At 72.3% G+C, this 22,771-nt stretch carries 23 protein-coding genes and 1 riboswitch; of the genes, 13 read left to right on the plus strand and 10 right to left on the minus strand.

Going from position 1 to position 22,771, the window contains the following annotated elements:
* Positions 1-70: 70 nt before the first annotated feature.
* A riboswitch (cobalamin riboswitch) is annotated at positions 71-209 on the minus strand.
* 54 nt (positions 210-263) lie between these two features.
* A complete protein-coding gene (locus DI272_RS34580) occupies positions 264-908 on the plus strand; it encodes a phosphotransferase (protein WP_109499118.1) in 645 nt (214 codons plus the stop codon).
* Here the strand turns inward: DI272_RS34580 and DI272_RS34585 are convergent.
* Entirely contained in the window at positions 889-1,944 is a 1,056-nt protein-coding gene (locus DI272_RS34585) for a PP2C family protein-serine/threonine phosphatase (protein WP_109499119.1), read from the minus strand. The genes DI272_RS34580 and DI272_RS34585 overlap by 20 nt on opposite strands.
* Before the next feature lie 150 nt (positions 1,945-2,094).
* On the opposite strand from DI272_RS34585, the gene DI272_RS34590 reads away from it, so the two are divergent.
* Positions 2,095-4,233 (plus strand): NB-ARC domain-containing protein, encoded by a 2,139-nt coding sequence (locus DI272_RS34590; RefSeq protein ID WP_109499120.1) that lies wholly within the window; start codon positions 2,095-2,097, stop codon positions 4,231-4,233.
* 47 nt (positions 4,234-4,280) lie between these two features.
* On the opposite strand, the gene DI272_RS34595 is transcribed toward DI272_RS34590, so the two are convergent.
* Positions 4,281-4,682 carry a nuclear transport factor 2 family protein gene (locus tag DI272_RS34595; protein ID WP_109499121.1) on the minus strand — a complete coding sequence of 134 codons (402 nt, stop codon included), beginning with the start codon at positions 4,680-4,682 and terminating at the stop codon, positions 4,281-4,283.
* Between the two features lie 81 nt (positions 4,683-4,763).
* Positions 4,764-5,801 (minus strand): MBL fold metallo-hydrolase, encoded by a 1,038-nt coding sequence (locus tag DI272_RS34600; RefSeq protein WP_109499122.1) that lies wholly within the window; start codon positions 5,799-5,801, stop codon positions 4,764-4,766.
* Between the two features lie 220 nt (positions 5,802-6,021).
* Between DI272_RS34600 and DI272_RS34605 the strand changes: the two genes are divergently transcribed.
* From DI272_RS34605 to DI272_RS34615, 3 genes are read left to right on the plus strand one after another with little or no spacing between them, the layout of a single operon-like run.
* Positions 6,022-7,479: an aldehyde dehydrogenase gene (locus DI272_RS34605; RefSeq protein ID WP_109499123.1), complete on the plus strand. Its 1,458-nt coding sequence runs from the start codon at positions 6,022-6,024 to the stop codon at positions 7,477-7,479.
* Positions 7,480-7,490: 11 nt separating this feature from the next.
* Positions 7,491-7,724, plus strand: coding sequence for a ferredoxin (locus DI272_RS34610; protein WP_109499124.1), 234 nt, complete (start codon positions 7,491-7,493; stop codon positions 7,722-7,724).
* A gap of 46 nt (positions 7,725-7,770) precedes the next feature.
* Positions 7,771-8,634: a tetratricopeptide repeat protein gene (locus tag DI272_RS34615; protein ID WP_109501208.1), complete on the plus strand. Its 864-nt coding sequence runs from the start codon at positions 7,771-7,773 to the stop codon at positions 8,632-8,634.
* A gap of 13 nt (positions 8,635-8,647) precedes the next feature.
* On the opposite strand, the gene DI272_RS34620 is transcribed toward DI272_RS34615, so the two are convergent.
* A complete protein-coding gene (locus DI272_RS34620) occupies positions 8,648-9,316 on the minus strand; it encodes a TetR family transcriptional regulator (RefSeq protein ID WP_109499125.1) in 669 nt (222 codons plus the stop codon).
* 214 nt (positions 9,317-9,530) lie between these two features.
* On the opposite strand from DI272_RS34620, the gene DI272_RS34625 reads away from it, so the two are divergent.
* Genes DI272_RS34625 through DI272_RS34635 form a run of 3 tightly spaced genes read left to right on the plus strand, consistent with a single transcriptional unit; the run spans position 9,531 to position 12,714 of the window.
* The gene (locus DI272_RS34625; protein ID WP_109499126.1) at positions 9,531-10,919 is read left to right on the plus strand and encodes a glycosyltransferase family 4 protein; all 1,389 of its coding nucleotides are present in this window, start codon (positions 9,531-9,533) and stop codon (positions 10,917-10,919) included.
* Entirely contained in the window at positions 10,913-11,647 is a 735-nt protein-coding gene (locus tag DI272_RS34630; protein ID WP_109499127.1) for a class I SAM-dependent methyltransferase, read from the plus strand. Before DI272_RS34625 ends, DI272_RS34630 begins: the two co-directional genes overlap by 7 nt.
* Positions 11,644-12,714: a prenyltransferase/squalene oxidase repeat-containing protein gene (locus tag DI272_RS34635; protein ID WP_109499128.1), complete on the plus strand. Its 1,071-nt coding sequence runs from the start codon at positions 11,644-11,646 to the stop codon at positions 12,712-12,714. The genes DI272_RS34630 and DI272_RS34635 overlap by 4 nt, the downstream gene beginning before the upstream one ends.
* A gap of 19 nt (positions 12,715-12,733) precedes the next feature.
* Here the strand turns inward: DI272_RS34635 and DI272_RS34640 are convergent, their stop codons facing one another.
* Positions 12,734-13,027 carry a hypothetical protein gene (locus DI272_RS34640; protein WP_109499129.1) on the minus strand — a complete coding sequence of 98 codons (294 nt, stop codon included), beginning with the start codon at positions 13,025-13,027 and terminating at the stop codon, positions 12,734-12,736.
* Between the two features lie 118 nt (positions 13,028-13,145).
* On the opposite strand from DI272_RS34640, the gene DI272_RS34645 reads away from it, so the two are divergent.
* A complete protein-coding gene (locus DI272_RS34645) occupies positions 13,146-13,679 on the plus strand; it encodes a hypothetical protein (RefSeq protein ID WP_109499130.1) in 534 nt (177 codons plus the stop codon).
* Between the two features lie 56 nt (positions 13,680-13,735).
* Here DI272_RS34645 and DI272_RS34650 read toward each other — a convergent pair whose 3' ends face one another.
* The 3 genes from DI272_RS34650 to DI272_RS34660 form a co-directional block, all read right to left on the minus strand.
* Positions 13,736-14,746 carry an LLM class F420-dependent oxidoreductase gene (locus tag DI272_RS34650; protein WP_109499131.1) on the minus strand — a complete coding sequence of 337 codons (1,011 nt, stop codon included), beginning with the start codon at positions 14,744-14,746 and terminating at the stop codon, positions 13,736-13,738.
* Positions 14,747-14,849: 103 nt separating this feature from the next.
* Positions 14,850-15,647 carry a hypothetical protein gene (locus DI272_RS34655; protein WP_181387414.1) on the minus strand — a complete coding sequence of 266 codons (798 nt, stop codon included), beginning with the start codon at positions 15,645-15,647 and terminating at the stop codon, positions 14,850-14,852.
* Between the two features lie 167 nt (positions 15,648-15,814).
* Positions 15,815-16,771 carry an N-acetylmuramoyl-L-alanine amidase gene (locus DI272_RS34660; protein ID WP_109499133.1) on the minus strand — a complete coding sequence of 319 codons (957 nt, stop codon included), beginning with the start codon at positions 16,769-16,771 and terminating at the stop codon, positions 15,815-15,817.
* 130 nt (positions 16,772-16,901) lie between these two features.
* Here DI272_RS34660 and DI272_RS34665 point away from each other — a divergent pair, with 130 nt between their 5' ends.
* Positions 16,902-17,111, plus strand: a complete 210-nt coding sequence (locus DI272_RS34665) for a chaplin family protein (RefSeq protein WP_181387415.1) — start codon at positions 16,902-16,904, stop codon at positions 17,109-17,111.
* Positions 17,112-17,117: 6 nt separating this feature from the next.
* Here DI272_RS34665 and DI272_RS34670 read toward each other — a convergent pair whose 3' ends face one another.
* Together DI272_RS34670 and DI272_RS34675 are read right to left on the minus strand one after the other, a co-directional pair.
* Positions 17,118-17,768 (minus strand): class I SAM-dependent methyltransferase, encoded by a 651-nt coding sequence (locus DI272_RS34670; protein WP_109499135.1) that lies wholly within the window; start codon positions 17,766-17,768, stop codon positions 17,118-17,120.
* 149 nt (positions 17,769-17,917) lie between these two features.
* Complete coding sequence (locus DI272_RS34675; RefSeq protein ID WP_109501209.1) at positions 17,918-19,651, minus strand: MFS transporter; 1,734 nt, start codon at positions 19,649-19,651, stop codon at positions 17,918-17,920.
* A 169-nt stretch (positions 19,652-19,820) separates the two neighbouring features.
* On the opposite strand from DI272_RS34675, the gene DI272_RS34680 reads away from it, so the two are divergent.
* Genes DI272_RS34680 through DI272_RS34690 form a run of 3 tightly spaced genes read left to right on the plus strand, consistent with a single transcriptional unit; the run spans position 19,821 to position 22,726 of the window.
* Positions 19,821-21,296 carry an MFS transporter gene (locus DI272_RS34680; protein WP_109499136.1) on the plus strand — a complete coding sequence of 492 codons (1,476 nt, stop codon included), beginning with the start codon at positions 19,821-19,823 and terminating at the stop codon, positions 21,294-21,296.
* Positions 21,297-21,347: 51 nt separating this feature from the next.
* Positions 21,348-21,887 carry a SigE family RNA polymerase sigma factor gene (locus DI272_RS34685; RefSeq protein WP_109499137.1) on the plus strand — a complete coding sequence of 180 codons (540 nt, stop codon included), beginning with the start codon at positions 21,348-21,350 and terminating at the stop codon, positions 21,885-21,887.
* Positions 21,887-22,726 carry a hypothetical protein gene (locus tag DI272_RS34690; protein ID WP_181387416.1) on the plus strand — a complete coding sequence of 280 codons (840 nt, stop codon included), beginning with the start codon at positions 21,887-21,889 and terminating at the stop codon, positions 22,724-22,726. Before DI272_RS34685 ends, DI272_RS34690 begins: the two co-directional genes overlap by 1 nt.
* Positions 22,727-22,771: the final 45 nt, after the last annotated feature.

A 22,771-nucleotide genomic window follows, 5' to 3' on the forward strand; every position in this document is an offset into this window, starting at 1 on the left:
GGAAGCCCCGGGCGGCTCGGCCCCGTAGACCTCGACGGTGCCGTGCACCGGCCGGATGCCGGTGCGCGTGAGCCGGTCAACTGCTCCCGGCGGGGCGATCCGGCTCGCCGTCCGGGTGAACGGACGGCTCACGGTTGCGGGTCAGCGCCGGAATTGCACCGGCTTCCCCCCGTACGGGTGTGATGACGACCCGGCCACTCTACCCGGCCGTAAAGAACGGGCTGAGGGGCTCCTGTGAGGGGGGTGGGGGTAGGTTCGGCGGCATGGAGATCACGGGGAGACTGATCGGGTCGGGGCGGGCGTCCGACGTGTACGAGATCGACCAGGACTGGGTGCTGCGGCGCGATCGGGAGGGGTACGCGGACGCGTCGGCCGAGGCGGCCGTCATGGAGCACGTACGGGCCCACGGCTATCCGGTGCCCCGGGTGCGGCGGCAGGACTCCACCACGTCCGACCTGGTGATGCAGCGGCTGCACGGGCCGACCATGCTGGCGGCGTTCGCGGCGGGGCGGATCGACGCGCCGGGCGCGGGGGCCGTACTCGCCCGGCTGCTGCGGCGGCTGCACGCCGTCCCCGGCCGGATCGTCCATCTCGACCTGCACCCGGACAACGTGATGCTCACCGACGACGGCCCCTACGTCATCGACTGGGCCAACGCCGAGCAGGGCGACCCCGGTCTCGACTGGGGCATGTCGGCGGTGATCCTCGCCCAGGTCGCCGTCGGCGACGAGCCGGTCGCCGAGCCCGCCCGCGCGATGCTGGCGGCCATGCTGGCCGATCCGGCCGACCTCACGGAGGAAGGGCTGAGGGAAGCCCGCGGACGGCGGGCGGACAACCCGACGATGAGCCGGCGGGAGACCGAACTGCTCGGGGCCGCCGAGGACTTGGTCAGGACGTTCCTGTCCTGATCGCCAACGGCACCGCCACCGGCATCTCGGACGGCTGGCACAGGACGAGGGTGAGATCGTCGGCGGGGCGGCTGCCGGTGTGGGCGACGACACGGGCGTACAGGGAGTCGAGCGCCTCGTCGGGCAGGAGTTCCCGCAGGGCGTCGGTGGCCTCGGTGAGCAGCGGGAACGGGGTGCCGTCGGCGGAGCGGGCCTCGGTCAGGCCGTCGGTGTACAGCAGCAGGCGCTCGCCGGGCTGGAGCCGGAACCGGTACTGCCGCGGGTCCGGGTGCAGCCCCAACGGCGGTACGTACGTGCCGGGTTCGAGCAGCTCGACGTGGCGTCCGGCCCGTAGCGGAGCGGGGTGACCGCAGTTGACGAGCCGTACCTCGCCGCTCGCGAACTCGGCGACGACGGCGGTCACGAAGTCCTCCGCGTTCAGGTCGGGCGTGATCCGTTTGTCGAGGTCGGTGACGAGCGCGGGCAGATCGGGGGCGGTGTAGGCCAGTTCGCGGAAGGCCGCGATCGTCGCGGCGGTCAGCCGCTGCACCTCCGTGCCGTGGCCGCGGACGTCCCCGACCACCACCCGCAGACCGTACGGCGTCACCGCCACGTCGTACAGGTCCCCGCCGATCCCCGAACCAAAGCCGGAGGCGGAGCCGAAGCCGGAGCCGGAGGCGGAAGCGAGGCCGGAGTCGGAGGCGGCGCCGGCACAGTGGTACCGCGTGCACACGCGCGTGCCCGCCAGATCGTGGGAGATGGGCCGCAGGATCAGGTGCTGGGTGCGGCGGGTCAGTTCCCGGGCCTCGGCCACCGCCGCCTCCAGGACCGTGCGGCGCCGGGCGGCGAACGGGCCGAGGGCGCAGCCGAGGAGGAGCGCGCCGTACTGCACGGCGAACCCGGCGGAGGCCAGCGGGCCCTCCAGCAGGCCCAGCGTCAGGCCGAGCGCGGCGGACAGGGCGCTGACGAGCCGGGTGCGCCCGACGCTGAGCCACACGCAACCGAGGAACGGTCCGAGCAGGACCAGGGCGATCGGCGGGGTGAGCGTGGCATTCATTGCGTCGAATATCTCGTGTCCGCCCCGTGCGCAGAGGAGATTGAGCGGATCTCGTCGGAATATGCCACGAACTGCCCAACTTCCGTGATCTTTCTGTCGTGACCGGCGGTCCGGCAGACGCCGCTGACAGGCCCGGCCACACTGGTCGGCGTGCTGGGTCAGCAAGATGCGCGCGAGCCGGGGAATCTGCCGTCCGACACCCGCCACTTCGTCGGCCGACGGACCGAACTCGCGCTTCTCGCGGCGGAATTGAGTGACGAAGGCGGACGCCTGACGACTCTGGTCGGAGTGGGCGGAGTGGGGAAGACGCGCTTGGCGGCGCGGGCGGCGGCGCGGGCGCGGGGGAGGTTCCCGGACGGGGTCTGGCTGGTGGAACTGTCGTGGCTGCGCGGCGGGGGACAGGTGCCGCTGTCCGTGATGGAGGCCCTCGGAATCGCCGACCAGACCACGGGGCCGGTCACCGTGGAGCTGTGCGAGTGGGCGCGGGACAAACGGCTGCTGCTGATCCTGGACTCCTGCGAGCCGGTGCTGTCGGAATGCGCGACGCTGATCGGGAACCTGCTGGCCGCCGCCCCGGGGGTGCGGGTACTGGCCACCAGCCGGCAGGCGCTGGGCGTGCCGGGGGAGCGGGTCGTCCGGGTCGAGCCCCTGCCGGTGGGCGCGGGGTCCGGTCCGGTGCCGCCGGACGAACGGTCCGACGCCCCGAAGGCGGCCCGACGGTCCGACGCCGAGGCCCTTTTCGTAGAGCGAGCCGCCGCCGTCGACCCCGCTCTCGTCCTCGACGGCGCGGACCGGGACCGGGTCACCGACATCTGCCGTCTCCTCGACGGCATCCCGCTCGCCATCGAACTCGCCGCCGCGCGCCTGGAGTCGTACACCCTGGAGCAGTTGGGCGCGGCACTCGGCGACCGACTCGGCTCCCGTCTCGACCTGCTCGTCACCGCGGACGGAAGGGCGCCCGTACGGCACCGGACCCTGCGGACCACCATCGGCTGGAGCAACGAGCTGTGCGCGCCGGTCGAACGCCTGCTGTGGGCGAGGTTGTCGGTGTTCGCCGGCACCTTCACCGCCGCCGGTGCCACCTGGGTCTGCGCCGGCGGTCCGCTGCCGGCCGACGAGGTCGAGGACGTCCTGCTGCGGCTGACCCAGCAGTCGATCGTGCTGCGGCACCCCACCGACCCCGACCGTTTCCGGATGCTGGACACGGTGCGCGAGTACGGCGCCGACTGGCTGCGGGAGCTGGGCGAACAGGAGGCCGTACGGCAGCGGCACCGCGACCACTACCGGCGGCTCGCGCGCGCGGCGTGCTCCGACTGGAACTCCGGCCGCCAAGTCGCCTGGTGCGAACGGGTGCTGGCCGAACACGCCAACCTCCGGGCGGCCATGGACCACGCTCTGGCCGCCCCCGGCCGGCCGGCCGCGCTGGAGATGGCGGGCAGCGTCGGCTTTCTGTGGCGGCACTGCGGGATGCTGCGGGACGCCCAGCGCTGCCTGGACCGGGTGCTCGCCGAGGACCACCCGCCGGGGCAGGATCTCGTACGGGCCCTGTGGACCCGCTCCGTCGTGGCCCTCTCGCAGGGGGACGTGGAGGTGGGCCTGGACTTCGCGGAGCGCTGCGCCGACGCGGCCCGGGAGGTGGGCGACCCGGTCGCGATCGAGTCGGCCGTGTGCGCCATCGGCGGCGGCGCGATGCTGCACGGCCGGCTGGACGAGGCGATCGACGTGATGTCCCGGGTGTCCCGGCGGCCCATGAGCGTCGACTGGCGCGGCGCCGGGCAGATGCAGCTGCGTGCGTCTCTGGCGCTCTCCCAACTGCTCAGCGGGAGGCCCGGGGAGGCGCGCGCGACGGCGCTGGCGGCCCGCGCGGAGAGCGAGCGGTGCGGGGAACAGTGGCTGCGGTCCGCGCTCGACGGCATGATCGCGCAGACGGACCTGGCGCGGGGTGACACCGACGCGGCGCAGGCGCACGCCCGTGACGGGGTCCGGGCCGCGCGGCTGATGCACAACACGACGGGACTGGCGCTGAGCCTCGACTTCCTGCTCTCGGCCCTGGTCGACGGCGGGGACGACCGGCGCGCCGCCCGGCTGCACGGTGTCAGCCGGCGGGTGTGGGAGCGCCTCGGACGCGCCCAGATGAACTCACCGGGCCTCGTCGCCGCCCGCCGCGCCCGTGAGGAGACCCTTCGTGACCGCCTGGGCGACACGGCCTTCGAGCAGGCGTACGCGGAGGGCGCGGCGCTGTCGTACGACGAGGGCCTGGACTACGCGCTCGCCCCGGACGACGCCTGAGGCGTGGGCCCGCCGAACGGCAGCCGCAGCACGCGCGAGGCCAGCAGTCAGCCACCTTCCGCCGTACGACGGAAGGTGTCCTCGTACTGACCGACCTGGACCGGCGGCCCCGGCGGGACCGGCGCGCCGCCGCCGTCGTGGCCGTCGACGCGGTACGTCGTGAAGTACGAGGTCGCCGTCGCCGTGTCCGGGGACGTGACCGTGACGAGGATGTTGGACATGATCCGGCGGGAGAGGCGGTCGGCCGGGCGGGAGCCGAAGTACGTCCGCAGCGCCGCGCGGCCCACGGAGCGCCGCCCGTCCCCGGCGGGAAGGGGCCACTCCCAGGAGCCGTCCTCGGTGAACAGCTCGGCGACGGAGCCGGGTTCGCCGAGGTCGAGGCGGTGGACGAAGTCGATGACCAGCCGTTCACAGGCACGTTCGGCGAGCAGCCGTTCCAGTGGGTCCATGCAGCCAGGGGATCACACCGGAAGGGGATCGCACCGGCAGGGGATCGCACCGGTGGGGAATCGCCTCGGCGGGGCAGCGGGTCACATCGCCACGTACGTCACCGGATCGCTCCCCGCCACCGCCTCCGCCCGCCCCAGCTTCACCAGCCGCCGCAGATGCGCCTCCGCCTCCGAGACGGCGATGTTCCGCGATCCGTACGGGATGTCGGCCCAGGGACGGTTCCACTCCATGCGCTCGGCGACCTGCCAGGGCGTGAGCGGTTCGACGAGCAGGGCCCGCAAGCCGGTCAGCCGGTCCTCGTGGTGGGCCAGCAACTCCCGTACCCGGGCGGGCGCGTCGGTGAAGACGTACTGGTGGGCCGGGAGGACCTCGGCGGGGGAAAGGCGGCCGACGCGTTCGAGGGAGTCGAGGTAGTCGCCGAGGGGGTCGGTGACGGTGGTGTTGTCGGGGTCCTCGTACAGACCGATGTGCGGGGAGATCTCGGGAAGCAGGTGGTCGCCGGAGAACAGGCGTCCGTGGCCCGGCAGCCGGGCCGGGTGCCGCTCCTCCAGGTGGAGGCAGACATGGCCGGGGGTGTGGCCCGGGGTCCAGATCGCGCGCAGGCGGCGGCCGGGCAGCGGGAGGAGCTCGCCCGGCACGATCTCGCGGTCCGGGACGGCGGGGGAGAAGCCGGGGAGCCGCCGGGGGCGGGCGGTGCGGAGCGGGGCCACGTGCTCCTCGGGGGCGCCCGCGGCCATCAACTTGGCGGTCATGTAGGCGAACCAGCGCTCGGGGCGGGTCTCGCCGGTGCGGCGGACGATGGCCGCGTCCGCCGCGTGCATCGCGATCCAGGCGCCGGACGCCTCGCGCACCTTGCCTGACAGGCCGTGGTGGTCGGGGTGGTGATGGGTGATCACCACGCCGTGGATCTCCGCGGGCGAGGTGCCGCAGGCGGCCAGCCCCGCGGCGAGGGTGTCCCAGGAGTCCGGGTCGTCCCAGCCGGTGTCGACCAGCACCGGGCCGCGGTCGGTGTCGACGACGTACACCAGGGTGTGGCCCAGGGGATTGTCCGGGATGGGCACCCGGACCGAGCGGACGCCTCCGCCGTGGTCGCTGACCTGTGGGCTGACCGGTGTCATGGGCTCCCCCGTCCCCGCGTTCCCGCGGCCGAGGCCACTATAACTAGAACGGGTTTCGATGGGAGCCCAAGTCGCCCAGTCGACCCGGCCGGTCGGGCGCTCGCGGGCGCGGACCCGGTGCTTCCCGGCCTCCGGCCCTGTGGACTCATCGGAGTAGAACTGGTATCAGTTCCGTTATCTGATGAGCCGTCAGAGTCAGTCCCCGGGGAGGCAGTCGGCCATGACCGAGCTCGTGGAACACGGACAGCTGTTCATCGGCGGGGAGTTGACCGACCCCCTCGGCACGGACGTCATCGAGGTGATCTCCCCGCACACCGAGGAGGTCATCGGACGCGTCCCGCACGCCTCGCAGGCGGATGTGGACGCGGCCGTCGCCGTCGCCCGGCGGGCCTTCGACGAGGGGCCCTGGCCGCGCATGTCCCTCGACGAGCGCATCGAGGTCGTCACCCGCATCAAGGACGGCATCCTCGCCCGGCACGAGGAGATCGCCCGCGTGATCTCCTCCGAGAACGGGTCGCCGTACTCCTGGAGCGTCCTCGCGCAGGCGCTCGGCGCGATGATGGTGTGGGACGCGGCGATCACCGTCGCCCGGGACTTCACGTACGAGGAGCAGCGCGACGGAGTCCTCGGGAAGATCCTCGTCCGCCGCGAGCCGGTCGGTGTCGTCGCCGCCGTGGTCCCCTGGAACGTCCCGCAGTTCGTCGCCGCCGCCAAGCTCGCGCCCGCGCTGCTCACCGGCTGCACGGTGATCCTCAAGCCGTCGCCGGAGTCACCGCTGGACGCGTATCTGCTCGCCGAGATCACCCGCGAGGCCGGGCTGCCGCAGGGCGTGCTCTCCGTCCTCCCCGCCGACCGCGAGGTCAGCGAGTACCTGGTCGGGCACCCGGACGTGGACAAGGTCTCCTTCACCGGCTCGGTGGCCGCGGGCAAGCGGGTGATGGAGGTCGCCGCCCGCCATCTCACGCGCGTGACACTGGAGTTGGGCGGCAAGTCGGCGGCGGTCGTGCTGCCGGACGCGGACGTCGAGTCGACGGTCGCCGGGGTCGTGCCGGCGGCGTGGATGAACAACGGCCAGGCGTGCGTCGCCCAGACCCGCATCCTCCTCCCGCGCTCCCGCTACGACGAGTTCGCGGACGCCTTCGCGGCGGCGGCGAGCGCCCTCGTCGTCGGCGACCCGCTGGACACCGCGACGCAGGTGGGCCCGCTGGTGGCCCAGCGCCAGCAGCGCCGCAACCTCGACTACATCCGCATCGGCCAGGAGGAGGGCGCGAAGATCCTCACCGGCGGCGGTCGCCCGCCCGGCCTGGACCGCGGCTGGTACGTGGAGCCGACCCTCTTCGGCGACGTCGACAACTCGATGCGGATCGCGCGCGAGGAGATCTTCGGCCCGGTGATCTGCCTCCTGCCCTACGGCGACGAGGCCGAGGCCGCGAAGATCGCGAACGACTCCGACTACGGGCTCAGCGGCAGCGTGTGGACGGCCGACGTGGCCCACGGCATCGAGTTCGCGCGGGGCGTGCGGACGGGCACGTACAACGTCAACACCTTCAGCCTGGACATGCTCGGACCGTTCGGCGGCTACAAGAACTCGGGGCTGGGGCGGGAGTTCGGGCCGGAGGGCTACGGCGAGTACCTCGAACACAAGATGATCCATCTGCCGGCCGGCTGGGAGGCGTGAGGGAGGCTGCCATGGGTGACCGCTGGCACGTGGAGGTCGACCGTTCGATCTGCATCGGCTCGGCGCAGTGCGTCCACCGCTCCCAGGGCGCCTTCAAGCTCGACTCCGGCATGCAGTCCCACCCCGTCCAGCCGGAGACCGACGCCAACGAGAAGGTCCTGGAGGCCGCCGAGAACTGCCCCGTCGAGGCGATCAGGATCACGGTGCTGGGAAGCGGGGAGCCGGTGTTCCCGCCCGAGGAGTAGCCGCTTAGGCTCCTGCGGTCGTCATCAGGAGATCGCGGGAGTGAGCGTGCGGAAGTCCGAGGCCGAGCGGCTGATCGAGCAGGCGTACCAGGCATGGGAGGCCGAGGAATGGCTGCGCGCGGCCGAGGCCTTCGAGGAGGTGCTCGCGCACTTCCCGGACGAGAAGGACAGCGCGGTGTGGTGGTACGACGCCGCGCTCGCCCACAAGTTCCTGCGGGACTGGCAGAAGGCGTACGACCTCGGCCGCGAGGCCGCCGCCCGCTCGCCGCGCGGCGAGGGCGACCCGGCGTACTGGAACCTCGGTATCGCGGCGACGGTCCGGCGCGACTGGGCGACCGCCCGGGACGCCTGGGCCGGCTTCGGCATCGAACTCCCCGACGGCGAGGGCGAGATCAGCGGCCGCTTCGGACCCGCCTGCGTGCGTCTCGACACCGACGGCAAGCGGGAGGTCGTGTGGATCGAGCGGCTGTGCCCGACCCGCGGCCGGGTGGTGAACGTGCCGGTCACCGGCGGCCGGCGGTACGGCGAGATCGTCCTCCACGACGGTCAGCCCAACGGCGAGCGGATCGTCGACGGCACGACCTACCCCGTCTTCGACGAGCTGCTGCTCTTCGAGGCCTCCGAACTGCCCACCCTGGAGGTGACCGTCGCCGCGGGCGAACCGGCCGACCTGGAGGCACTGGTCGAGCTGTTCACCGAGCACGGCTACGGCGCCGAGCCCGCGAGCAGCGTGCGGATGCTGTGCGCCTGTTGCAGCGAGGGCAGCCACGAGCAGCAGCGCAGCGTCGAGGCGGGCGCCCAGCAGCTCTCGCTCGCGGCCCCGCCGCAGGAGGCGCGCCGGCTGCTGGAGCGGTGGGCGGCGCAGGCGGTGATCGGGCGGAGCTGGAGCGGGCTGGAGCCGGTCGGGTAGTCCCCGGCGGCTGTCACCGCTCCTCGGGTGCCGTCAGGTCGATCAGACGGCACACCGTCTCGATGTCGATCTTGACCTGGGCGATGGAGGCGCGCCCCGAGAGCCAGGTGATCAGGGCCGAGTGCCAGGTGTGCTCGATGACCCGGACCGCGGAGAGCTGCGCGGGGGTCGGGTCCGCCAGGCCCATCGCGTCCAGGATGATCACCGTGGTCTGCCGGGAGACCTGGTCGACCTCGGGGGAGACGCTGCGGTCGGCGAAGGTGAGGGCACGGACCATCGCGTCGGCCAGATGCGGCTCGCGCTGCAGGGCGCGGAAGGCGCGCATCAGCGTCTCCGCGACCCGCTCGGCCGCCGTCTCGCCCTGCGGCGGCTTCTTCCGCAGCGTGCCGTGCATGTGCTCCAGCTGGTCCTGCATGGTCGCGACCAGCAGATGCACCTTGGACGGGAAGTACCGGTACAGCGTGCCGAGCGCCACCTGCGAGGACTCCGCGACCTCCCGCATCTGCACGGCGTCGAAGCCGCCCCGGCTAGCCAGCTGGGCGCTCGCGTGCAGGATGCGGCGACGGCGGGCCTCCTGCCGCTCGGTGAGCGGCGGCGAGTCGGTCCGCGCCGTACCGGCTTCGACCTTGACCGGCTTGACCGGCTTGACCGGTCTGGCCGGTGGCTTGGCTTGCGCAGGCATGGGTCGGGTCCCGTTCCGTGACAGTCGGTGAGGGCGAATGATCGCACAGCATGTCAGGGGCTTCGGCCGTGGCGCGAATCACCTGATCCACTGCTCACACCGCCCCTACCTGCCGGTAGATTCAGAGCCTCCTGGACGATCAAGTCTGAAACTTGTTCTAGATTACCGTCCCGTCGTAGTCTCGCGGGAAACAGCAGGGAGAAGGGGGCCCGGAGTGACCGCTGAGGCCAGTCAGGCGGGGTCCCAGGAGGGCCCGGCCGCGGACGGCGAGCGACCGCTCAACATCGCACTCCTCACCTATAAGGGGAACCCGTTCTGCGGCGGCCAGGGCGTCTACGTCCGCCACCTCTCCCGCGAACTGGCCCGCCTCGGCCACCGCGTCGAGGTCATCGGCTCCCAGCCCTACCCGGTCCTCGACGAGGGTATCGAGGACATCCGGGGCCGGTTGTCCCTGACGGAGCTGGCGAGCCTCGACCTCTACCGCTCCCCGGACCCCTTCCGCACCCCGAAGCGCGACGAGTACCGGGACTGGATCGACGCCCTCGAGGTCGCCACGATGTGGACCGGCGGCTTCCCCGAGCCCCTCACCTTCTCGCTCCGCGCCCGCCGCCATCTGCGCGCCAGACGCGGCGAGTTCGACGTCGTCCACGACAACCAGACGCTCGGCTACGGCCTGCTGGGCGACGTCGGCGCCCCGCTCGTCACCACCATCCACCACCCCATCACCGTGGACCGCCGGCTGGAGCTGGACGCGGCCGAGGGCTGGCAGCGCCGCTACTCGGTCCGCCGCTGGTACGCCTTCACCCGCATGCAGAAGCGCGTCGCCCGCCGACTGCCGTCCGTCCTGACCGTCTCCGGCACCTCCCGCCAGGAGATCGTCGACCACCTCGGCGTCCGCGACGACCGCATCCACGTCGTCCACATCGGCGCCGACACGGACCTGTTCAGACCGGACGCGTCCGTGCGCAAGGTCCCCGGCCGGATCGTCACCACCTCCAGCGCCGACGTCCCCCTCAAGGGCCTGATCTACCTCGTCGAGGCCCTCGCGAAGGTCCGCGTCGAGCACCCCGACGCCCACCTCGTCGTCGTCGGCAAGCGCGCCGAGGACGGGCCCGTCGCCCAGGCCATCGAGCGGTACGGCCTCGAAGGCGCCGTCGACTTCGTCAAGGGCATCTCCGACGCCGAACTCGTCGACCTGGTCCGCTCGGCCGAGATCGCCTGCGTCCCCTCGCTCTACGAGGGCTTCTCCCTCCCCGCGGCGGAGGCCATGGCCACGGGAACCCCCCTCCTCGCCACCACCGGCGGAGCGATCCCCGAGGTCGCCGGCCCCGACGGAGAGACCTGCCTCGCCGTACCGCCCGGCGACGCGGGAGCGCTGGCCGCCGGGCTGGGCCGGCTCCTCGGTGACCCGGAGTTGCGAGCCCGCCTCGGCCGGGCGGGCCGTGAGCGGGTACTGGCCCGTTTCACCTGGGCCCGAGCCGCAGAGGGCACGGTGACCAGGTACCGCGAGGCCATCGCCCGCTCCGCGGGCCCGCACCCCGGCCGCTCCGCGGCCTCAGTGACTGTGACAGGCATCTCCTCCGAAAGCAGGGCCACGTGCTGACCGTCGACTTCTCCCGGTTCCCGCTCGCCCCGGGCGACCGCGTCCTGGACCTCGGCTGCGGAGCCGGCCGGCACGCGTTCGAGTGCTACCGGCGCGGTGCCCAGGTCGTCGCCCTGGACCGGAACGCCGAGGAGATCCGCGAGGTCGCCAAGTGGTTCGCGGCGATGAAGGAGGCCGGCGAGGCACCCGAGGGCGCCACCGCGACCGCCATGGAGGGCGACGCCCTGGCGCTCCCCTTCCCGGACGAGTCCTTCGACGTCGTGATCATCTCCGAGGTCATGGAGCACATCCCGGACGACAAGGGCGTGCTCGCCGAGATGGTCCGGGTCCTCAGGCCCGGCGGCCGGATCGCCGTCACCGTCCCGCGCTACGGCCCCGAGAAGGTCTGCTGGGCGCTGTCCGACGCCTACCACGAGGTCGAGGGCGGCCACATCCGCATCTACAAGGCGGACGAACTGCTCGCCAAGATCCGCGAGGCCGGCCTGAAGCCGTACGGCACCCACCACGCCCACGCCCTGCACAGCCCCTACTGGTGGCTGAAGTGCGCGTTCGGCGTCGACAACGACAAGGCGCTGCCGGTGAAGGCGTACCACAAGCTCCTGGTCTGGGACATCATGAAGAAACCGCTCGCGACCCGGGTCGCCGAGCAGGCCCTCAACCCCCTGATCGGCAAGAGCTTCGTGGCGTACGCGACCAAGCCGCACCTGCCGCGGGTGGACGCCAAGTGACCACTCCCCGGACAGAACACCTCGTCCTGCCCGGGGTGCTGACCGCCGAGCAGGCCGCCGCGACCGTCGCCGGCATCCTCGCCGTGCAGCGGGAGGACGGCGCGATCCCGTGGTTCCGCGGCCACCACCTCGACCCCTGGGACCACACCGAGGCCGCGATGGCCCTCGACGCGGCGGGCGAGCACGAGGCGGCGGAGCGGGCCTACGAGTGGCTGGCCCGGCACCAGAACAAGGACGGCTCCTGGTACGCCGCGTACCAGGACGGCGACTTCGCCGACGTCACCGACCGGGGACGCGAGACGAACTTCGTCGCCTACATCGCCGTAGGGGTGTGGCACCACTACCTCTCGACGGGCGACGACACCTTCCTGGACCGCATGTGGCCGTCGGTCTACGCGGCGATGGAGTACGTCCTGCGCCTCCAGCAGCCGGGCGGCCAGATCGGCTGGAAGGGCGAGGAGGACGGCACCTTCACCACGGACGCGCTGCTGACCGGCTCCTCCTCCGTCCACCACGCGCTGCGCTGCGCGCTGGCGATCGCCGAACAGCGCGAAGAGCCGCAGCCGGACTGGGAGTTGGCGGTAGGAGCGCTCCGCCACGCGATCCGCAGACACCCGGAACGGTTCCTGGACAAGGACCGCTACTCGATGGACTGGTACTACCCGGTCCTGGGCGGGGCGTTGACGGGCGCGGAGGCCAAGTCCCGCATGGAGGCCGACTGGGACCGCTTCGTCGTCCCCGGCCTCGGCGTGCGCTGCGTCGTCCCCAACCCCTGGGTGACCGGCGGGGAGTCGGCCGAACTCGCCCTGGCCCTGTGGGCGACGGGCGAGTCCGACCGGGCCCTGGAGATCCTCCAGTCCATCCAGCACCTGCGGGACGAGGAGTCCGGCCTGTACTGGACGGGCTACGTCTTCGAGGACGACGCGATCTGGCCGCAGGAACTGACGACGTGGACGGCCGGGTCGCTGCTGCTCGCGGTCGCCGCGCTGGGCGGCGACGAGGCGACGTGCCAGGTCTTCGGCGGCGAGCAGCTGCCGAGCGGCCTGGACCCGGACTGCTGCGACTGAGCAGGCGGGCGCGTACGGGTCAGTGCCGGTGGACGCGGTTGGCGATGGCGTGCCCGACGAACAGGTAGACCACCGCGGCGAGCCCGTAACCCGCCACGACCCGTGCCCACGCCTCGTCGAACGTGAACAGGTCGTGCGACCAGCCCGCCAGCCACAGGGCCGCGTCGTGGATGAACTGCACGAAGTCGTTGGCCCGGTTGGCGTCCAGCAGGTACATCAGGATCCACAGACCCAGGATGAGGGCCATGATGTCGGCGACGATCGCTATGACCGTGCCGGCCGAGTTGGCACTGCTGCGATATCGAGGGGACATAACCTGCGGGTTGCCGCTCAACCGTGTATGAAACCCGAACGGGTTCGCCCGGGTGGCGGGTCGCACGGGCCGGGGTGAAGTTGAGGGGAGACCTGCCCGAACGCCCCCGGAGGCCCCCGTGCCCGCACCGATACGCCGCCTGCTCCTGGCGCTGACGCTCTGCTGCGCCCTGCTCGCCGGGGCCACGGCCTGTGGTGGCGACGACGACAGCGCCGCCGCCACCCCGACCGGCACCAGCTCGGCCGAGCGGCAGAAGTTCGCCAAGACCCGGTTCGTGACGAACGCGGGGCTCGCGGCCGGGGCGACGTACCAGTGGATCGTGAAGCCGTGGCGGGCGGGGAAGTTCAAGAGCGGCGCGGACGGCCGTACGGTGGCGCTGGTGAAGGCGGGCCTGGCGGGCACCTTCGCCTACAACCGTCTCAAGGCCGCCTCCCGCAACGCCGAGGGCGACCCGGCCCTCGCCAAGGCGGTCGCCCCGCTCACCGCGGGCATCGACGCCCTCAAGGACCTCCCGTCGAAGCTCCGCAAGGGCGACACGAGCGTGGTCGGCTCCTTCGACGACGTCGTCAACCAGGTGAAGGACGCGGGGCGGAGCGCGGGCGCGGCGGTGACGGAGAAGGTGCCGTCGGCCTCGCAGCTCACCTCGCCCTAGGGCCTGTCGTCAAATTCCCGTCGTCCGCCGGGCAGGCGGGAATTTGACGACAGGCCCTAGGAGTTGAGCTCCGCGAGCACACGGAGCGCGGCCCGGTCCGGCGCCAGCGCCAGCAGATCCGTCACCGGCCCCTTGCGCCACAACTCCAGCCGCTCGGCGATGCGTTCCCGCGGCCCGACGAGGGAGATCTCGTCGGCGAAGGCGTCCGGGACGGCCAGCACCGCTTCCTCCCGGCGGCCTTCGAGGAACAGCCGCTGGATGCGGCGGGCCTCCTCCTCGTACCCCATGCGGGCCATGAGGTCGGCGTGGAAGTTGCGGCGGGCGTGCCCCATGCCGCCGATGTAGAAGCCGAGCATGGTCTTCACGGGGAGGAGACCCTCGCGTACGTCGTCACAGACCCGGACCTGCGCCATCGGTGCGACGAGGAAACCGTCGGGGGCGCCGGCGAGGGACGCCTCGTAGACCTCCGGGCGGGTGGGTGACCAGTACAGCGGGAGCCAGCCGTCGGCGATCCGGGTCGTCTGGGCGATGTTCCTGGGTCCCTCGGCGCCGAGGAGGACCGGGAGGTCGGGGCGGAGGGGATGGGTGATGGGCTTCAGGGGTTTGCCGAGGCCGGTGGCGTCGGGGTCGGTGCAGGGCAGCGGGTGGAAGCGGCCGTCGAGCCGGACGGGGGCCTCGCGTCGCAGGACCTGGCGCACGACGTCGACGTACTCGCGGGTGGCGGTGAGCGGCGACTTCGGGAAGGGGCGGCCGTACCAGCCCTCCACCACCTGGGGTCCGGACAGCCCCAGGCCGAGCATCATGCGCCCGCCGGAGAGGTGGTCGAGGGTGAGGGCGTGCATGGCGGTGGTGGTGGGGGAGCGGGCCGCCATCTGGGCAACGGCGGTGCCCAGCTTGATCGTTGACGTCTGCGCCGCGATCCAGGTGAGCGGCGTGAAGACGTCCGACCCCCAGGACTCGGCCGTCCACACGGAGTCGTAGCCGAGCCGCTCCGCCTCCTGGGCGAGGGGCACGTGGCCGGGGTCGGGACCGCGACCCCAGTAGCCGAGCGCGAGACCGAGCCGCATGCCTGCCTCCTGACGCTGCGTCAGACGAGAGTGGTAGGCGACTGTACGACAACGGCCCCTCACCCGGAAGGGAGAGGGGCCGTGCGTCGGTTCTCGTCGGGGCTCAGCCGCGCTGGATGCCGGACGTGTCCTGAAGGACACCGCGACGGCCGTCCTGCGTCTGGGCCACGAGGGCCGGGCCGCGCTGCTCGACGGCCAGGTACCAGGTGCCCGGCGCCAGTTCGGCGATCGGCGTCTGCGAGCCGTCCTCGGCGAAGAGGGGGCGCGGGACGGGGACCGCGAACCAGAACGGGGAGAAGTCCGAGGCCGCGGGCGCCGGCTGACCCGGCTGCGGCTGGCCCGCCTGCTGGGCGGCGTTGAACGGGGGCGTGGGCTGCGGCTGACCGCCGTAGGGCTGACCGGGCTGCGGGGCACCGGCGCCGGGGTAGCCGTAGCCGCCGGGGGGCTGGGCGCCGTAGGGCTGGGGGGCGGCGGGGCCCGGGGCGGGGACCAGCGCGGCCTGGAGCGCCCCGACCAGCGGCGTGGCGATCGCCGCGGCGGCCAGCAGGAGCGCGGCGATGAAGCCGAGGATCAGGCCGGAACCGGCGTCGGTCCGCTCGCCGGGATCGACCAGCGACCAGAACAGGCTCCAGGCGGCCAGGACCGTGAAGGCCACACCGACGGTCCCGAGGTCCAGTCCCGCGATCTTGCGGGGCTGCGGCAGGCAGCGGTTGAGCACGATCAGGACCGCACCGATGACCCCGCCCATGTAGATGCCGAGGCCCAGGCCGAGGCTGTCCCAGGCGTTCACGTCGAGGTCGTACCCGGCGACGGAGGAGAGGTTGAGGAACGACGCGATGAACAGCAACACCGCTGCTCCGATCACCACGCCGTCGCCTCGAGTGAGGGAGCGGATATTCACTTCAAGGTCCTTCGGTTCAGTCGTCTCGTCATCGGCATCGCTGGAGGCGTCGCTGTCACCATGTCGCCGTCAGGCCCCGGTGTGAAGCGCGGGGGTGGCCCCTCATCGTAAAGACGACCTTATCGTCCGTCCGACGAGGCTGTCCGCAGGGATCAACCCGCGGATCGCTACCCGCGCAGGAAACTCACGATTCCCTCAGAGATCCCTTGCGCCGCCTTCTGCCGCCACGCACCGCTGGTCAGCTGTGCAGCGTCCTTGCTATCGCGCATGTTGCCGCACTCGATGAACACCTTGGGAACCGTTGACAGATTGAGACCGCCCAGGTCCTTACGCGTGACGAGACCGGTGCCGTCGCCGACGTAGTTCGAGGGCGCGCTGCCCGTGACGCGGACGAAGTTGCCCGCGATGCGCTCGCCGAGGTCCGCGGAGGAGGTGACGATCGGCCGGGTGTCGGCGCCGCCCGCGTGGACGCTGCCCGGGAGGATGACGTGGAAGCCGCGCTGTCCGGCGCCGGCGCCGTCCGCGTGGATCGAGACGGCGGCGTCCGCGTGCGCCGTGTTGCCGATCCGCGCCCGCTCGTCGACGCACGGGCCGTACGTCCGGTCGCCGTCCTGCGTCAACTTCACCGTGGCGCCCTGCTTTTCGAGGAGCGCGCGCAGCCGGTGGGCCACGTCCAGGGTGAACTTGGCCTCGGTGTAACCGGAGTTGGTGGACGTGCCCGTCGTATCGCATTCCTTCCAGTTCGTGCCGATGTTCACCTTCTTGTTGATCTCGGCCGTGTGCTGGAAGTTGCTCGGGTTGTGCCCGGGGTCGATGACGACGACCTTGCCCTTGAGGGGACCGGAGACCGCGGGGGCGGAAGTGGCGGCGCCCGGGCTCGGCTTCTCGTCGTCCGTCGGCTCGGGGGCGGAGGCGGCGGTCGCGGTGGGGGCGGCCGGCGCGCTGGACGAGGAGGCCGGCGTGCCCACGGCATCCGCCGCGCCGCCGCCCGGCCCGCCCACCGCCTCGTACACCAGCCAGCCGAGCAGCGCGCCCGGCACGAGGGCGGCGACCGCGACCGTGAGGGGGCGGCGCCGGGAGCGGCGGGGCTGGGGAGGATCGAAGTCCGGGCCTACGTACGACACGACAGCCACCCTAACGGCGGGGCACCGTCCCGGCGGGGTGGCGTCGGCCGGACGGGTCGTTTCATCCGAACGGCACACCGGCGTCGCTCACACATGGGCGATATGTCGAGAATCGCCCATGAAATCACTCATGCGTGTCATAGCGGGCGCCGTCCTCGCCACCACCGCCGTCGCCGGGCCGGTCGTCCTCGGCTCACCCGCGGCAGCCCGGGCCGCCTCGTTCCCCTGCACCCCGCCGGAGGACGCCTGCGCCGTCGACCATGTCCACGGCCGGCCGGGCGTCGGAACGGGCAACGTCATCCAGGTCCCGGTCGACATCGACATCGACGTCAGGCCCTGAGGCGACTCAGATCCCCGCGCCCTTGCGCCGCAGCACCCGCAGCGTGTCCGTGGCGGAGACCTCCGTGAACGCCCCGGACTCCAGCGCCCGCAGATAGATCCGGTACGGCGCCTGGCCGGTGAACTCGTCCTTCGGGTCCGGGTGCACGTCATGGATGAGGAGCAGCCCGCCCTCCGCCACATGAGGCGCCCACCCCTCGTAGTCGGCGTTCGCGTGCTCGTCCGTGTGGCCGCCGTCGATGAAGACGAGGCCGAGGGGAGCACCCCAGACCTTCGCCACCTGCGGGGAACGGCCGACCAGCGCCACGATGTGATCCTCCAGGCCCGCCCGGTGCAGCGTCCTGCGGAACGTCGGCAGCGTGTCCATCAGCCCGATCTCCGGGTCGACCGTCTCCGGGTCGTGGTACTCCCAGCCGGGCTGCTGCTCCTCGCTGCCCCGGTGGTGGTCGACCGTGAGGGCCGTCACTCCGGCCGCCCGGGCCGCGGCGGCGAGCAGGACCGCGGAACGGCCGCAGTACGTGCCGACCTCAAGGAGCGGAAGCCCGAGCGCCCCGGCCTCGACGGCCGCCGCGTACAGGGCGAGCCCCTCGTGCGGGGGCATGAACCCCTTCGCGGCCTCGAACGCGGCCAGGATCTCGGGCTCGGGGGCCGCGGTCATGGGGTGCCTTTCGGTCGTACGGGTGTCCGGGCGCCCATGGTGCACCACACCCCCCGTCACGTGGGTGACAGGGGGTGCGGATACGCGGCCGAGGGGCGCGGGGAACTGCGCGACCGGCCACGGACCACCCGCAGCCGGCACACGATCCCTTACGCGGTCACAGCCTCAGCGGGCAGCGACAGATCCAGGTCCACGGCACTGTCGTCCCCCGCATGCGTGGCGGAAGACGCAAGCGGCCCATGCCCGGAGGCCTTCGCCGCGAGCACGTACGCCCCCTGCGCCGGCACCGCGAGCGCGTAGCTGCCGTCCTCCGCGGACAGCGTCGCCCCCGCCTGCCGCCCGCGACGGTCGATCAGCGTCACCTTCGCGCGGGCCACCGGAGTGCCGGCGGCGTCCAGGACCCGCCCCCGGAAGCCGCGCAGCGCCTCTTCCGCCCGCTTCAGGTTCGCGTCTTCCTCGCTGCTCGCCCGCAGCTGCGGGGCGCGGTCGGGCTTCGGCAGGAACAGGGCCATCAGCAGGCCGATCGCCACCGCGCCCGTGGCGATGAGGAAGGACACGCGGAAACCGTGCATGGTCGGGATCGCGACGCCGTTCACGGTGTTCGCGGTGTTGGCGAGCACCATGCCGATGACGGCGCTCGACACCGACGTACCGATGGACCGCATCAGCGTGTTCAGGCCGTTGGCCGCCCCCGTCTCCGAGGCCGGCACCGCGCCCACGATCAGGGCGGGGAGCGAGGAGTACGCGAGGCCGATGCCCGCGCCCAGGACGACCGCGATGACCAGGCTCTGCCAGGCGGCGCTCATCAGACCGAGGCCCGCGCCGTAGCCGACGGCGATGATCAGCAGGCCCAGGATGAGAGTGAACTTGGGGCCGTACTTCGCGGACAGGCGGGCGTAGACCGGCGCCGTGAACATCATCGTCAGCCCCAGCGGGGCGACCAGCAGGCCGGCCACCACCATCGACTGGCCCAGGCCGTAGCCGGTGGCCTTCGGGAGCTGGAGCAGCTGGGGCAGGACGAGGGAGACGACGTAGAAGGAGACACCGACCATGATCGAGGCCAGGTTGGTGAAGAGGACCGCCGGGCGGGCGGTGGTGCGCAGGTCGACCAGGGGGGCCGCGGTGCGCAGCTCGTAGACGCCCCAGAGGACCAGGACGACGGCGGACGCGGCGAACAGGCCGAGCGTGGTGCCGGACGTCCAGCCCCAGTCGCTGCCCTTGGTGATCGGCAGGAGGAAGAGGACCAGGCCGGTGGAGAGACCGAGGGCGCCGAGCAGGTCGAAGGTGCCTTCCGCGCGCATCTTCGATTCCGGTACGACGAGGAGGGTGAGCGCGATGGAGAGCGCGCCGAGGCCGGCGGCGCCGTAGAAGAGGGCGTGCCAGTCGGCGTGCTGGGCGATCAGGGCCGCGAGGGGCAGGGCGAGGCCGCCGCCGACGCCGATGGAGGAGCTCATCAGGGCCATCGCCGAGCCGAGCTTCTCGCGCGGCAGCATGTCGCGCATCAGGCCGATGCCGAGCGGGATCGCGCCCATGGCGAAGCCCTGGAGGGTACGGCCGACGATCATCAGGAGCAGGTCACTGGTGAGCGCGCTGACCAGCGCGCCGGCCACCATCACCGCGAGGCTGGCTATCAGCATGCGGCGCTTGCCGTTCAGGTCGCCGAGGCGGCCCATGATCGGGGTGGCCACGGCACCCGACAGAAGGGTCGAGGTCAGGACCCAGGTGGCGTTGCTGGGGGCGGTGTCCAGCAGCTGCGGCAGGTCCTTGATGACGGGGACGAGCAGGGTCTGCATCACCGCGACGACGATGCCCGCGAAGGCGAGCACCGGGACGACGGCGCCGCTTGCTGTGCGGGTGGGCTGGTCGGTCGGCGTAGGTCTCATGTGTGCCATGAACTCGGTGTGCCGGGGCAACTATTCCGATGCTTCGGCCCACTAACGATTTCTTTATCGTCTCTTGACGCTACGACCTGCGGCGCGGGGTCGGCCGGGCCGGCGGACCGCTGGACCTAGACCCAATTCCCGATGCCAGGAGCGTTCGGCGGTTGAGAGCATGACATCCATGTCCCGAGCCGCCGAAGTCCCCACCGCCGCCGCGTCCCGCCGCCGTACCGCCCCGCCCGCCTGGCTGGTCGTGGTGCTCGCGTGTGCCGGCCAGTTCCTCGTCGTCCTGGACGTGTCCGTCGTGAACGTGGCCCTGCCGTCCATACGGGCCGATCTCGGCATGAGCGCGTCCGGCCTGCAATGGGTGGTGAACGCCTACGCGATCGCCTTCGCCGGGTTCATGCTGCTCGGCGGGCGGGCCGGCGACCTGTACGGGCGCAAGCGGATGTTCCTGGTCGGGCTCGGCCTGTTCACGCTGGCCTCGCTGGGCGGCGGACTGGCCCAGGACGGCTGGCAGCTGCTGGTGGCGCGGGCCGTGCAGGGCCTGGGCGCGGCCGTGCTCGCACCCTCGACGCTGACGATCGTCACGTCCGCCGTGCCGGAGGGGCCCGCACGCGCGCGTGCCATCGCCACCTGGACCGCGGTGGGCGGAGGCGGCGGTGCCGCGGGCGGCCTGGTCGGCGGTGCGCTGGTGGACGTCTGGTCGTGGCGCTGGACCCTGCTGATCAACGTGCCGGTCGGGGCCCTCGTGCTCCTGGGCGCCCTGTGGTGGCTGAGCGAGAGCAGGGCCGGGGACGGGCGGCGGCTCGACCTGCCCGGCGCGGTGCTGGTGACGGCTGGGCTGGCGACCCTGGCGTACGGCATCTCCCAGACCGAGGCCGCGGGGTGGGCGTCGGCGGCCACGGTGGTGCCGCTGGTCACCGGGCTCGCGCTGATCGGGCTCTTCCTCGCCGTCGAGGCGCGTACGACCGCCCCGCTGATGCCGCTCGGACTGCTCCGGCTCCGGTCGGTGGCCTCGGCGAACGTGGCCATGTTCCTGTCCGGCTCGGCGATGTTCTGCATGTGGTACTTCATGACCCTGTACGCCCAGAACGTGCTCGGCTACACGCCGCTGGAGGCCGGACTCGCCCTCGTGCCCAGCTCCCTGGCCGTGATCCTGGGCTCGAAGCAGGCGCCGCGGCTGATGCGGGCGTTCGGCGCGCGGACGGCGGCCGTGCTGGGGACGTGCGTGGCGGCGGCGGGATTCGCCTGGCAGTCGACCATGAGCGTCGACGCGGAGTACGTCGTGACGATCATGTGCCCCGGAATCCTGATGATGCTCGGCGCGGGCCTGGCGACCACCCCCCTGGCCGCACTGGCCACGTCGGGGGCGGCGCCGGGGGAGGCCGGGCTGGTGTCGGGGCTGGTCAACACCTCGCGGACGATGGGCGGCTCGCTGGGGCTCGCGGTGATGTCGACGGTCGCCGCGTCCCGGACGGGGCAGCGGGGCACGGCGGAGGCGCTGACGGAGGGGTACGCGCTGGTGTTCCGCACCGGCACCGGAGTGCTGATCGGCGGCGTGCTGCTGATGGCGGTGTGGCTGCCGCGCGGGGCCTCCCCGGTCGCGGTGCCGGGCGCGGCTCCGGCGAACAAGTCCTCGAACTGAGGCAACGGTCCGGGCGGCTCATGGACTCCTTTGCATATCTAGGAGGTGCCCATGGGGGATCGCAAGAAAGCTCGGGACGCTGAGTTCCAGAGCTTTGTCATCGGCCGCTGGCCGCGGCTGATGCGGACGGCATTTCTCCTCACGGGGGAGCAGCACGCCGCGGAGGACCTGGTCCAGTCGACCCTGGAGCAGGTCTACGTGGCCTGGCGCCGGGTCGGATCGGCCGACGACCCGGAGGCGTACGTACGGCGCGTGATGATCAACGCGCATGCGCGGAAACACCGCAGACGGATCAGGGAGTTCCTGGCGCCCAAGGACGACTCGGGGCTGGTGCGCGAGATCGCCGACACCGGCGACCGCATCGCGCAGGCCGAGGACCGCAGCGCGCTGCTGAACGCGCTGGCCCAGCTGCCGCCGCGGCAGCGCGAGGCGGTGGTCCTGCGCTACTGGGAGGACCTGACCGCGACCCAGACCGCCGAGGCGATGGGCTGTTCCGTCGGCTCGGTGAAGAGCAACGCGGCCAAGGGGATCGCGAAACTCCGCGCCATACCGGGGCTGGCCGACATGGTGACGCAGGAAGGGCGGCAGTGATGAGCGCGGACCGGGAGACGAGCCAGGACATGACGAACAGCGACATCACCCTCCTGCTGGCCGAGGCCACGGACGACGTCGAGATCGGTATAGCCCCCTACGAGGCCGTGATCCGGGGCGGCCGACGCCGCAAGGCCCGCCGCTGGGCGGTGGCCGCGGTCACCGCCCTCGTGATCGCCGGCTCCTCGGCGACGCTGGCGGTGGCGGGACTGCCCGGCGGGGGCGGCACGGTGACGCCACCGGCGACCCGGGCCCCGGCGACGACGCGGGCGGATCTCTTCGCCCCCCAGCGCACGACGCTCGCCACCGGCATCGAGGACGGCAAGGAATGGCGGGTCGTCATCGACGTCTGGGCGGCTCCGTGGACCGAGGACCAGGCCGCCGGCCAACTGGCGGCGATGGGCGAGGCCGGTGACGTCCCCTCGGGCGTGACCAAGGCCACCGAGCTGATCGGCAAGAGCTCGTACGTGACGTTCCTCAGCAACGGCGACGGTGACGACAGGGGCGAGCGCAGGGGGGTCTACGAGGACGCGTTCGAGGAGACCGACGACCCCATGCGGGGCACGGACGTCGAATCCGCCACGATCCCCTTCCGGACCACCGACGAGCATGTGCAGCGCCTGGTTGTCGGCATGGTTGGCAAGGACGCCGAACAGGTCACCTGCACCTGGAGGAACGGCACGAGGACCAAGGTCGACCGCCCGGCCGAGAACACGGACGTCAGCACCGACCGCCCGACGATCCGCACGGCTGAGGGCTCGCCGGTGGACTGGTTCGTGTGTCTGGCGCCGAAGGGGACGGAGTACCAGGCGGCGGACGTGACGGCGACGGGAAGGTAGAGGACTGGGGAAGTAGACGAGGCCCTCCGAGCCGACGCGGGGCCC

Origin of the sequence: Streptomyces sp. Act143 (assembly GCF_003143935.1) — a bacterium.
Taxonomy (GTDB): Bacteria; Actinomycetota; Actinomycetes; order Streptomycetales; family Streptomycetaceae; genus Streptomyces.

What these genes read in the sequence shown, in the direction of transcription:
- DI272_RS34670 (WP_109499135.1), bottom strand. Translation starts at nt 17,768, where the DNA reads ATGACCGCGGCCCCCGAGCCCGAGATCCTGGCCGCGTTCGAGGCCGCG.
- DI272_RS34605 (WP_109499123.1), top strand. Translation starts at nt 6,022, where the DNA reads ATGACCGAGCTCGTGGAACACGGACAGCTGTTCATCGGCGGGGAGTTG.
- DI272_RS34620 (WP_109499125.1), bottom strand. Translation starts at nt 9,316, where the DNA reads ATGCCTGCGCAAGCCAAGCCACCGGCCAGACCGGTCAAGCCGGTCAAG.
- DI272_RS34650 (WP_109499131.1), bottom strand. Translation starts at nt 14,746, where the DNA reads ATGCGGCTCGGTCTCGCGCTCGGCTACTGGGGTCGCGGTCCCGACCCC.
- DI272_RS34595 (WP_109499121.1), bottom strand. Translation starts at nt 4,682, where the DNA reads ATGGACCCACTGGAACGGCTGCTCGCCGAACGTGCCTGTGAACGGCTG.
- DI272_RS34600 (WP_109499122.1), bottom strand. Translation starts at nt 5,801, where the DNA reads ATGACACCGGTCAGCCCACAGGTCAGCGACCACGGCGGAGGCGTCCGC.
- DI272_RS34690 (WP_181387416.1), top strand. Translation starts at nt 21,887, where the DNA reads ATGAGCGCGGACCGGGAGACGAGCCAGGACATGACGAACAGCGACATC.
- DI272_RS34640 (WP_109499129.1), bottom strand. Translation starts at nt 13,027, where the DNA reads ATGTCCCCTCGATATCGCAGCAGTGCCAACTCGGCCGGCACGGTCATA.
- DI272_RS34610 (WP_109499124.1), top strand. Translation starts at nt 7,491, where the DNA reads ATGGGTGACCGCTGGCACGTGGAGGTCGACCGTTCGATCTGCATCGGC.
- DI272_RS34685 (WP_109499137.1), top strand. Translation starts at nt 21,348, where the DNA reads ATGGGGGATCGCAAGAAAGCTCGGGACGCTGAGTTCCAGAGCTTTGTC.
- DI272_RS34675 (WP_109501209.1), bottom strand. Translation starts at nt 19,651, where the DNA reads ATGAGACCTACGCCGACCGACCAGCCCACCCGCACAGCAAGCGGCGCC.
- DI272_RS34580 (WP_109499118.1), top strand. Translation starts at nt 264, where the DNA reads ATGGAGATCACGGGGAGACTGATCGGGTCGGGGCGGGCGTCCGACGTG.
- DI272_RS34585 (WP_109499119.1), bottom strand. Translation starts at nt 1,944, where the DNA reads ATGAATGCCACGCTCACCCCGCCGATCGCCCTGGTCCTGCTCGGACCG.
- DI272_RS34665 (WP_181387415.1), top strand. Translation starts at nt 16,902, where the DNA reads ATGCGTGTCATAGCGGGCGCCGTCCTCGCCACCACCGCCGTCGCCGGG.
- DI272_RS34680 (WP_109499136.1), top strand. Translation starts at nt 19,821, where the DNA reads ATGACATCCATGTCCCGAGCCGCCGAAGTCCCCACCGCCGCCGCGTCC.